The sequence below is a fragment of the Flavobacterium sp. genome, assembly GCF_029242675.1.
Classification (GTDB): domain Bacteria; phylum Bacteroidota; class Bacteroidia; order Flavobacteriales; family Flavobacteriaceae; genus Flavobacterium.
In genome coordinates, this window is sequence record NZ_JAQWTM010000233.1 from 1 (window position 1) to 10406 (window position 10406).

General features: G+C 34.2%; 9 protein-coding genes. 2 read left to right on the plus strand and 7 right to left on the minus strand.

Annotated elements, in window-relative coordinates:
- The first annotated feature begins 111 nt into the window (after positions 1–111).
- Entirely contained in the window at positions 112–1401 is a 1290-nt protein-coding gene (locus P8M54_RS08620) for an amidohydrolase family protein (RefSeq protein WP_300287253.1), read from the plus strand.
- Between the two features lie 201 nt (positions 1402–1602).
- Here the strand turns inward: P8M54_RS08620 and P8M54_RS08625 are convergent, their stop codons facing one another.
- The 6 genes from P8M54_RS08625 to P8M54_RS08650 form a co-directional block, all read right to left on the minus strand.
- Positions 1603–2115 carry a CIA30 family protein gene (locus P8M54_RS08625; protein WP_300287255.1) on the minus strand — a complete coding sequence of 171 codons (513 nt, stop codon included), beginning with the start codon at positions 2113–2115 and terminating at the stop codon, positions 1603–1605.
- An 81-nt stretch (positions 2116–2196) separates the two neighbouring features.
- Positions 2197–3159: an alpha/beta hydrolase gene (locus P8M54_RS08630; protein ID WP_300287257.1), complete on the minus strand. Its 963-nt coding sequence runs from the start codon at positions 3157–3159 to the stop codon at positions 2197–2199.
- Positions 3143–4753 carry a GMC oxidoreductase gene (locus P8M54_RS08635; protein ID WP_300287259.1) on the minus strand — a complete coding sequence of 537 codons (1611 nt, stop codon included), beginning with the start codon at positions 4751–4753 and terminating at the stop codon, positions 3143–3145. The genes P8M54_RS08630 and P8M54_RS08635 overlap by 17 nt, the downstream gene beginning before the upstream one ends.
- Before the next feature lie 58 nt (positions 4754–4811).
- A complete protein-coding gene (locus tag P8M54_RS08640) occupies positions 4812–5315 on the minus strand; it encodes a DUF4199 domain-containing protein (protein ID WP_300287261.1) in 504 nt (167 codons plus the stop codon).
- 281 nt (positions 5316–5596) lie between these two features.
- Complete coding sequence (amrB, locus tag P8M54_RS08645) at positions 5597–6664, minus strand: AmmeMemoRadiSam system protein B (RefSeq protein WP_300287262.1); 1068 nt, start codon at positions 6662–6664, stop codon at positions 5597–5599.
- Positions 6665–7108: 444 nt separating this feature from the next.
- A complete protein-coding gene (locus tag P8M54_RS08650; protein ID WP_300287264.1) occupies positions 7109–7687 on the minus strand; it encodes a DUF1801 domain-containing protein in 579 nt (192 codons plus the stop codon).
- Between the two features lie 252 nt (positions 7688–7939).
- Here P8M54_RS08650 and P8M54_RS08655 point away from each other — a divergent pair, with 252 nt between their 5' ends.
- On the plus strand, positions 7940–9535 hold the full coding sequence (locus P8M54_RS08655; RefSeq protein ID WP_300287266.1) for an IS1182 family transposase: 1596 nt from the start codon (positions 7940–7942) through the stop codon (positions 9533–9535).
- A gap of 103 nt (positions 9536–9638) precedes the next feature.
- Here P8M54_RS08655 and P8M54_RS08660 read toward each other — a convergent pair.
- Positions 9639–10406 (minus strand): alpha/beta hydrolase (locus P8M54_RS08660; protein ID WP_300287268.1); only part of this gene is annotated, 768 nt, incomplete at its 5' end.

Here is a 10406-nt window from a genome sequence, read left to right on the forward strand (position 1 = left end):
TTTAAATCAATTCCAATATTTTGTAGATTGCTTTCATTTGAGAAAAATGGGGTGCTTTCAATGAATGGCAGTTCTATTATTTTTTCATATCTTTCAAATAAAAATATCGATATGAAAAAAAGATTTCTTTTACTGACTGTCCTCATAACGACCGTTTCATTTGCTCAAGATACGTACCTCCAATGTGGGAAAATTATTGATACCAAATCGGGGAAAGTGTTAACCAACAAAACAATTATCGTTTCTAATAAAATGATAAAAGCCGTTCAAGATGGTTTTGTAGCAGGTAACAATCCACAAGACAAAACTATAAATTTGAAAGAACAGACCGTCATGCCCGGTTGGATTGATATGCATGTTCATGTTGAAGAAGAGACAAGTGCAACGCATTACGCTGATGAATTTACACTAAATGATGCAGATATCGCATTTAATTCTTTAGGTTTTGTAAAAAGTACTTTAATGGCTGGATTTACTACAGTGAGAGATTTAGGAGGAACAGGAATTAATGTTTCTTTGCGAAATGCGATTAATCAAGGAAAAGTTGTAGGTCCAAGAGTTTTGACAGCCGAAAAAGCATTGGCTTCAACAGGTGGACATGCAGATCCTACTAATGGCTATCGCAAAGATTTAATGGGTAATCCTGGGCCAACTGAGGGCGTAGTAAATGGTGTAGATGATGCTAAACAAGCAGTAAGGCAACGGTATAAAAATGGCGCTGATTGGATTAAAATTACGGCAACTGGTGGTGTTTTGTCTGTAGCTAAAAGCGGAACTAATGCGCAGTTTACTCAAGAAGAAATGGATGCTATTGTAAAAACAGCCAAGGATTATGGATTACAAGTAGCCGCGCATGCACATGGCGATGAAGGCATGCAACGTGCTATCAAAGCTGGTGTGAAAACCATTGAGCATGGAACCGAAATGAGTGATGCTACTATGGATTTAATGATAAAAAACAATACATTTTACATTCCAACACTTTCAGCAGGAAGCTTTGTTGCTGAGAAAGCACTGATTCCTAATTATTATCCGGCTATTGTAGTACCAAAAGCGTTAGCCATTGGACCAAGAATCAAAGCAACTTTTGCAAAAGCATATAAAAAAGGTGTTCCAATAGGATTTGGAACTGACGCAGCTGTTTTTCCTCATGGTGAAAATGCTAAGGAATTCATATTAATGTATGAGGCTGGAATGCCAGCTATGAAAACGATTCAAGCGGCAACAATTGTAAATGCCGGTATTTTGGAGATGGATGACAAAATTGGTGCTCTAGAACCGGGGTTTTTAGCAGATATTGTTGCGACAAATGATGATCCAATAAAGGATATTAAAGCAGTTATGAATGTTGTTTTTGTAATGAAAGACGGGCTAATATACAAACAAGAAGCAGCTAAATAGTAGAATTACCGCTTGTTTATACTTTTAAAAAAGGTAGCAGTACGGATCGATGTTTATGTAAGCACGATTTGTACTGCTTTTTTTATTGGTTGGATATAAAACCTAATGATAATTGAAACGAGTCTTTATAGTATCGATTAGCCTTATTGCTTTAATTCTAAACTAAGGTGAATAAATACAGACGACATTGATTGTTTGGTTTTAATACAATGTTATAGAATCTATTTCAAGTTCAAATTGTTCCGTTTTTTTGTTACCAATTAAAAAACTGATTTCTTCTAGAGTTTCTTTTGCAAAATTAGGTTGAGTGAGTTTTCGACCTCTAAAGGAAGGATAAAAATTTTCAAGTGGCATAGTAATGTTTTGCCATTCCCCTGTGGTTTTAAAAGTTGCTACATAAGAATAATATTCATTTATGTTGGCTTTAAGCCTCAACTGATAGTCCTTGCCATCACCTTTTAATCGCAAGCGAATTGTTGAAAATTGTTTGATCTGTTTTTGTGGAAAGCGATACCGCACAGAGGCAAAGCCACCATTGTTCTCCAATGAAACTTCGCCCTTAAAGACAGCGTTTCCGTTGTTGTTTAGTGCGAACGAACTGCTTGAGGCACCACCCATAACGACGTCATTTACGACCGACCAATTTTGAATATTACTATTAACGGTAAAGTCAAAAATTACATTTGATTGTAAAGAAGCAAATAAAAGTATCATACTAAAAAAGTGTTGCATTTGTTTAAAGGTGCAGTTTTGTTGTCTGGAGAATATAATTAAATTACTTTTAAGGAACAACTACTACTTCATACTATCCTTGGTTTTTATAAAGTTAAGTACTGGTTTTAGACTCTCCAACGGACTTTCTTCCATTGGAGTGTGACCTGATTTTGAAACGATCTGCATTAAATTGTTGGGAATGTCTTTATGGAATTTCGTTGCATTTGATACTGGAATTAATAAATCTTCAGCACCCCAAAGAACCAAAGTAGGTTGCGATATTTGTTTGATCTTTTTGTACGCTAAACTGTCTTTTATGACAGTAAAATGATCAACGAATGCCTGGCGGTTCCCAGCTCGGAGCGTGAGTTCGTAATAGCGATCAATTAAGGAAGAAGTTACCTTAGACTTGTCAAAGTAAATATTCTCAATGCTAGCCTTTACAATAAAGCGAGGTGTAATGTAGGTTAATACCTTATTGATAATAGGAGTTCTTCCTATTTTAAAAGCAATAGGCACACTTTTAGAAAGTAGGGGGTAACCTGCCGCATCTATTAGTATTAATTTTTCAACCATTTTTGGTTGCTCTAGTGCGTAATTCCAAGCAATTTCGCCTCCTAAGGAATTACCTGCAAGTATGCATTTTTTAACCTTTATTTTATCCAAAAACTGTTTTAAAAACCGGGTATAATGCTGTATTGAATAATCTCGATTAGCAAAAGGTCCTGTGAGTCCGTAGGCAGGTAAGTCCATTCGAATCATACGATGATTTTTAGTAAGTTCGGTGCTCCAAGCATCAAATGTATGCAAACTAGCGGCCGTTCCATGAATTAAAACGATAGGAATAGTATCGTTTTTGTTCCCTTCGTCGCGAAAATGAACATTTATGCCTTCTACCGCAATAAAAGAAGAATTACTGTTGGCGTACTTAGCCTTTAAATCTGTTAAGGGGAGATCACGATGACCAAAAAGTAGTAGTGTTGTAATTAGAAAAATCACTACTAAACTGCCTATGGACAGTAGTATTCTAGATAAGTATTTCATTAGTGGTTGTTTCGTGTGTCGTAGCTTTAGTAAGCGTTTTTTTAGGCGGAATTTGGTTCATGGCATGCTCCGCAATTGCAGTAATAGACAAAGAAGGATTTACTCCTGGATTAGCTGAAATCATCGAGCCGTCAATTACATGCAGGTTTTCATATCCAAATACTTTATTGTTTTTATCAATAACTCCCTCGTTGGCGTTGGCTCCCATAACGGCACCTCCTAATATGTGTGCAGTGGAAGGTATTCCCGCAATAGTTTCAACAGCAAAGGAGGTACTCACCCCATTTACTGCTTCACTGTACTCTTTGATTAATTTAACAGATTCAGGAATAAATGGAGATGGTTTTTTTCCAGAACTCACGGTAGAATTCATGAATCCAAAAAAGTTAATTTTAAGTTTAAGGGTGCTGTCTAATGTTTGCATAAAGAGCAGTACTACTGTTTTTTTTGCCCAGCTATTTTTTATGTAGACATGAAAGTATTTCAAAGGGGATTGAATTAGCGACCCAAGTACCTTTGCTATACGTACGAAAGCATTTCTTCCGGTAACGTAAGGTAAATGAATTAGTTTCCATGCATTTGACCCTTCGGAATAGCGGCATATTTCTAAGTGGCTATTTTCGTCGGTATCTAGAATACTTCCTATTGCAACCCCTTTAGAAAAGTTTTTGTCTTTATCCAAAGTCGAAACACTTACTAAGGTTTCATTGTTAGTTCTGATATCTTCTCCTAATCGATCAGAAATACAAGGTAATGATTTACTTTTTAACTGTAAAAGAAGTTTAACAGTTCCTAAAACCCCACCTGAAAAAATAACACCCTTACTTATTAATTTTATCTTTTTAGAAAATAGCGTTGTACTAGACTTTATGGAAACTTCGTATCCATCAGCTCCGTTTTCCGCTTGTAAAGGAATTACATCATAAACCTCTTGCTCCGCCATTATTTCCGCACCATATTGTTGGGCTAAATGCAAGTAGTTTTTATCAAGAGTATTTTTAGAATTATTTCGGCATCCAGTCATACAAGCTCCGCAAAAATCACAACCGGTGCGCTCCGGTCCTAAGCCATCGAAATAAGGATCGTTTACTGTCACATTTTCTTCTCCAAAATATACAGCGACTGAGGTGGCATCAAATTTATCTTCCATTCCCAATTTTTCCGCTACTTTCTTTAGTCCAAGGTCACCATCAAATAATTTTGGGTTTTTAGCGGCACCAAGCATTTTTAAAGCTTCCTGATAAAATGGAGCTAGTTCTTTTTCCCAGTCCTTTAGCGAACTCCAACTTCCGGTCTTAAAAAAGGTAGTTTTAGGAATTGGTAATGTATTGGCATAGACCAAAGAACCACCGCCCACACCTGTACCGGAAAGAACAGCAACATGTTTAAAAACTGTTAATTTCATTATACCAAAAAACCGCAGACTAGGTAACCACAGCCATTTTCTTAAATTCCAATTGGTTTTTGGGAAATCATCCGCTTTAAACCACTTTCCTTTTTCAATAACGGCCACTTTATATCCTTTTTGAGATAAACGTAGGGCACTTACGGAGCCACCAAAACCACTGCCAATAATAATATAATCGTATTCCATTGTGTTAAATAAATGCAGTTAGTGTACTTTTTTTATCGCTAAATCAATAGCCGCTGTTCTAAGACTGTACTTTTTTAGGAGTATGTTTTGGTCGCATAAATAGCATGGCAACAGCAGTCGTTATAATTCCCATTACTAAGGCACTAATTGCTCCTTGAATGGCATAATTTTCATAGTTGAAATTAGCCTTTGCTTCTTCAATCGTGCTGAAATATCCTAATTCCACAGATCGCGAAATAACAGTGGTGAAATAATCAGGAGTTATAAAGTAGGTTGTAATGTATTGTGTAATAGGACTAATAAGTGCAATAAGTAGACTTAAGATAGTACCAGAAATGAACCCTTGCATATAGGTCATTGTACCATTATAAAAAGTGTTCTTTTTTTCTTTTAGCGCCAAGACCATCATTGTAATAGCGGGAATAGCAAAGAGGTTGGTTAAGTAGATATGGTAATCAATATAACGATCATGCAAACCACTCAATTTCTCTACGACCATCCAAAGAAGTCCGACCATTGAAAAAATTATTGCCCATTTGATTTCTGTTTTAATTGATCCCATATTTAACTTTTAAAAAATTAATAGCCTAAGTTATCATTTTCTCAAGTATTTTCAAATCAATATCATTTAATTTTTTGAAATAAATGCGATTACTCTTTTTTTAAAGGTGCCAAGATGGGCTAGTAGTTCTTTTTGTTTTCAGGTAACTCTATGTTGATAAAAAGAAATTACTATTTAAGCTTTCGCACTTGTTGACTATTTTACAATCTAAAAAGTGGAAACTAAAAGCAAAACCAACCATTCTCCATTCTATTTAGTTTAGATGATATCAAATTACTTTTTTATTCATATTTTAAACTGGCATAGCCTACCCAGTGTTTTTGCGTAGCTATTGCTGTAGTTCCCATTCCTAAATCTTCAACTTTTATAAGAGCATGATCTATACTTGATTGATAGTCTATCAATTTTCCATTTAAAGCTTTATTAAAAATGGCCTTGTTTAATTTATTAGCAAAATTTAATCCAAAAGGTACCGAATATCGCCCGCACCAAACCCATTTATATTCTTTGTAATCATTTTTTTGAACGGTATATTCCGTGAATGTTTTTATCTTTTCGGTAGTAATTTCGTTCACCAAACAATTAGTAATGATTTCTTTATCTAGTGCTCTCGCTTTTTGGGTTCCCTCATCATCAACTCCAAAAGGAGCTAAATCGCCACTCCACTCTTCATTACCATAATGCACCGCATCATTTGATATGACTACTGCTATATCTTTTCCGTATTGCAATTTCTTCTCTTTTAGAATTTTAGACACTACATCAGAAAGTGCACTGCTACTGTCATCAATCATCGCAAAGTTGAGATATGGAACCAAAATTGGGATAATTTCAAGTTTTTTATTTTTGCGATGTAAAAAAGGAACAATAGCTTCTAATGAATGTTCTAGCTCCTGCATATCATTATGGACAACATACGACGTTTGCGGAAGTCGTTCCATGATTTCAGTATTTAGAGGCGATACTTTTAAATTACCATAGGGTGATTTCCAATGTGTAAAATCTCCAAAAATGATTTTGTCTTGAAGGTTAAAGTTACGAGCGCGATGTGCAACGCCAATTAAAATTATGGTGTTGGCATTAATTCCTCTTAAAGACTCATAGTACAACCGACCTGCGTACTTATAATCGTCATGTGGACATATGGCAGCTTTCCATTGTAAGTTGTTTTTAACATCTTTTATACCCATTCGGTTATAGATAGAGTCTAACTGCCAGTCGTATTTTGTGAATCCAATTGTATCATGCACTTGTCTAATGTATTTTTCTGATGCCGTATTTTTTAGTCCGCTTTTTGCAGGTTTACAATTAAGGAAACACAAACAGATTAAAAGTAAAAGTAGTCGCATATGTTATTGGTTTAAGCTGGTTTAAGCAATTTATACTAAAAGAGATAAAGTGATTTTGTAACTATTTTTAGTTAAATTGAGATTATAAGTTCAACAGTTTGGTATATAGTAAGGTTGGTGTCATCGAACTTCTTCCAATGTAGTTGATTTTAGTCATTTTTGGTTTATTACTTTTAGTGAATTTTAATTTTAGACTGATCTTAGATTAAAAAAATTTGGTCAAATACGCTTTTTTATATGAACGGCAGAGCCTAAGTATTCCACCATAAAAAAAACTAAATTGGTCTGTTGCAGTTTTCTTTCTTGTCAATTTTTTTCCTTTATTATGCAAAGCTTTATTCGTACAAGGAAAGCTAAGATACTATTTCTGCAGAAATCAGTTAATTTTTGTTATTGATTTTTAAAGATGGTCCTACTTAGGATAAAGTTGGGCATTTTGTGATTTTAAGCGTCTAAACCTTTGCCGCTAAGAATTTTTGGGATTGATTTCTGTATTCTGGTGTCCCTCGTCTTGGATTGTTTAGCAGAGGAAAAATACAATAGATAAACCTTCTGTCTCCCTGTCGTTAATTTATTAAATGCTACTTTCAAATTGATTATTTCATTTAATGCTACTTGAAATTCTTCGGGAATTTCAAAGTCACTTATTTTTTTCATGTGTACTTCAACACCTGACTTTTCAATTTCGATCGCATTTGTAATGTAGCTTTTAATAACTGATTTAAGATTAATTATTTCTTCCTGTGTTGTAAATCTAATTTGTCTAGCTGATTGTACATTTTTTGTTTGCTGAACTAAAATATTTTGTGGATCATTCATAAGAACTCCTTTCATAAATAATAAAGCACAGTATTCCTTGAAGCCGTGAATTAAAACTATATTTTTTTTTTCAAAAGTATAGCAGGGGCATCCCCATTTTGCCTCTTCGGTCAGTTTCAATCCAAGTAAAATTTCTCTCAGTTCTTGGTAGGACGCTTTCCATTTTGTAGGTTTTTCAAAAAACCATTCTATACCTGTATTCATTTCTTTAAATGTGTTATGACTTTTCGGGAGGATGACTCTGTACCTATTATGAAATGATGTCTATGGGATAGGTAGTATATTTAATATGTGATGGTGACCTCACAGTATATCCTATGATAAAATTTCTTGCGAAAAGTAAACGTGAATTTACTACAAAATTCGCAATCTTGCCAAACGCCTGTGCTTGTTGCACAACGCTCAAATATACCTAAAAAACTTTGCATAAAGACAGCCAATTTTGTATTTTTAAAGATGCAAGGAAAAAAGAATTTTACGCCCCAATTATTCGTTTCGGTTAATCTTATCGACCTAGTTCCAGCGGATAATTTTTATAGACAAGTAGGTAATGAACTTGATTTACAATTTATACGAAAAGCCACAAAAAAGTATTACGGAAAGGAAGGTCAAGAAAGTATTGACCCAATTGTTTTCTTTAAAATATTGCTTGTAGGTTATTTGAACAACATCAATTCCGACAGGAAATTAATAGCTTTTTGTAGCGATAGTTTATCCATTCGCCTGTTTTTAGGCTATGATATTCATGAAGCCTTGCCATGGCACTCAACGATCAGTAGAACCCGTCAATTGTATGGAGAAGAAGTGTTTTTGACCCTTTTTAAAGAAGTCTTGCAAATGTGCGTAAGCAAGGGTATGGTTCGAGGCAAACGCCAAGCCATTGACAGCGTTTTTATCAAAGCCAATGCATCATTAGACAGCTTGATAGAAAAAGAAGTATTAGAAGACGCTAGTGCATTTGTCAACGAACTCGAAGAGAACAGTGAATTTAAAACTACAAGTACAAGAAAAAAGTTAGTAGAACAACATCATGATTGGAAAAAAGAAGCCTATAAAGACATGCCCAAGGGAAGTCAAAAAGGCGATAAAACTGATGAGTATGGCAACTTAATTAGACCTAAATATTTATCAAATCATACGCATTATTCACCTACAGATCCTGATGCAAAAATAAGTGTGAAACCAGGCAAAGCCAGACAACTCAATTACTTTGGTCAAATAGCCGTTGACGATGCGCACCATGTAATCACAGGAGCCTGTTCAGACTTTACAGATAAAAGAGACTCACAGTGTTTAGAGCAGATAGTAGAACTTACAAAAGAGAATCTTGAAGAAAATGATATTGAATTAGAAGAAGTTTTAGCCGATGGCGGTTACAGCAGTGGCGAAGCATTGAGTTATCTCCACCAAAACCAAATCAACGCATTTATTCCCAACTTCGGACAATACAAACCCGAGCGAGAAGGATTTATTTTCAACAAAGAGCTTCATCAATATGAATGTATAAAAGAAGGCGGAAACAAAGCCATTCTTAGTTTTAAAGGCGAGAAAACCGATAGTAAAGGGTACACCAAACGCACGTATCGCAGTAGCGAAAGCAGTTGTAAAAACTGTCCACTACGAGAACAATGCTGCGGTAAAGTCACTAAATACAAAAAGATAGATGACAGCATCCATAAAGAGCATTACGACCGAATGCACCAAAAACTCAATCAAAACCCAGCATACACCAAAAAGATGATCAGAGTGCGTAGCAAAACCGTAGAGCCTGTCATAGGAACACTAATCAACTTTACCAACATGAAGCGCGTCAATACCCGAGGAATAAAAAATGCCAACAAACACGTTTTAATGGCATCATTGACCTATAATTTGAAGAAATACTTACGCTTTGTTGTCAAAAAACCAACACTTGAACTTCAAAGAATGCAACTAAAAGTAAGCAAAGCAGCAATCTTATGTAAAACCTATTTATATGAACCCATAACAAGGTTTTTAGACTGTCTTATTTTTATAAATAATTATAAAACCAAAAAAAATAACCTTCTTTAAATCGCTTTAAAAAAGGTTGTTTTCTTATGATTGCTGTGGGAACTCATTTTTTGTAGCCGTTGTGCAACGGCTACAGCTGTTGGCAGTAGTTGTTTTTTTCTGTTTAGTTGTTTAAAAATTCCATAATGTATTTATTCATTTCCGCTTTTTGCTTTTCAGTTGCATTATCAGTCATATCATTATGAATTGTATTTTTAAGTTTAATTATTTTTATCTTAAATTTTTCTTGTTCTTCTATTGTTGGTAAAACTCCTTCGTCAGCAATTTGGTCGCTTGAACGTAATGAATATATTTTTGGTTGTGATGTTTTTGGAAATTCCACTCTACGATTATCAAGTGAAATTATTTTGTCAACTAAATTTGGATATTTATTAGCAAATAACATTGTTATATCTCCACCATTTGAATGTCCAATTAAAATTAAATGTTTATAGTCTAATTCAGGATTTGTTTTTTTAAATTCATTTATAGTGAACAAAATATTTTCGCAACCTCTTTCCCAAATTGGTTTTCTCAAAACTTTCAAATCGCCTTTTGTTGGTAATAATTCATCAGTAGGTAATTCATTTTGGATACTGATTACAAAGTAACCTTTTGATGCTAAATTTTCAGTTAAGTATGAGTAATATTTATTTGTACCAAGTTTATTTTGATTGTAACAATGACTTAAAATTACTACTTTTTGATTTTCAATTATTTCATTTGTTTTTGGTAAATATAATGCAACAGGAATACTTCTGTTTCTTGATTTGTCAAATAAATTTATGCTATCTAACTTAACTTCATAATTTCTGTTAGTAAGTTTTGAATTTGATAATTTTACGTTTGATGCGCAACTTGCTAAAATTAAAACTAATAATACTTTAAAATA

What these genes read in the sequence shown, in the direction of transcription:
- P8M54_RS08650 (WP_300287264.1), bottom strand. Translation starts at nt 7,687, where the DNA reads ATGAATACAGGTATAGAATGGTTTTTTGAAAAACCTACAAAATGGAAA.
- P8M54_RS08655 (WP_300287266.1), top strand. Translation starts at nt 7,940, where the DNA reads ATGCAAGGAAAAAAGAATTTTACGCCCCAATTATTCGTTTCGGTTAAT.
- P8M54_RS08630 (WP_300287257.1), bottom strand. Translation starts at nt 3,159, where the DNA reads ATGAAATACTTATCTAGAATACTACTGTCCATAGGCAGTTTAGTAGTG.
- amrB (WP_300287262.1), bottom strand. Translation starts at nt 6,664, where the DNA reads ATGCGACTACTTTTACTTTTAATCTGTTTGTGTTTCCTTAATTGTAAA.
- P8M54_RS08635 (WP_300287259.1), bottom strand. Translation starts at nt 4,753, where the DNA reads ATGGAATACGATTATATTATTATTGGCAGTGGTTTTGGTGGCTCCGTA.
- P8M54_RS08625 (WP_300287255.1), bottom strand. Translation starts at nt 2,115, where the DNA reads ATGATACTTTTATTTGCTTCTTTACAATCAAATGTAATTTTTGACTTT.
- P8M54_RS08620 (WP_300287253.1), top strand. Translation starts at nt 112, where the DNA reads ATGAAAAAAAGATTTCTTTTACTGACTGTCCTCATAACGACCGTTTCA.
- P8M54_RS08640 (WP_300287261.1), bottom strand. Translation starts at nt 5,315, where the DNA reads ATGGGATCAATTAAAACAGAAATCAAATGGGCAATAATTTTTTCAATG.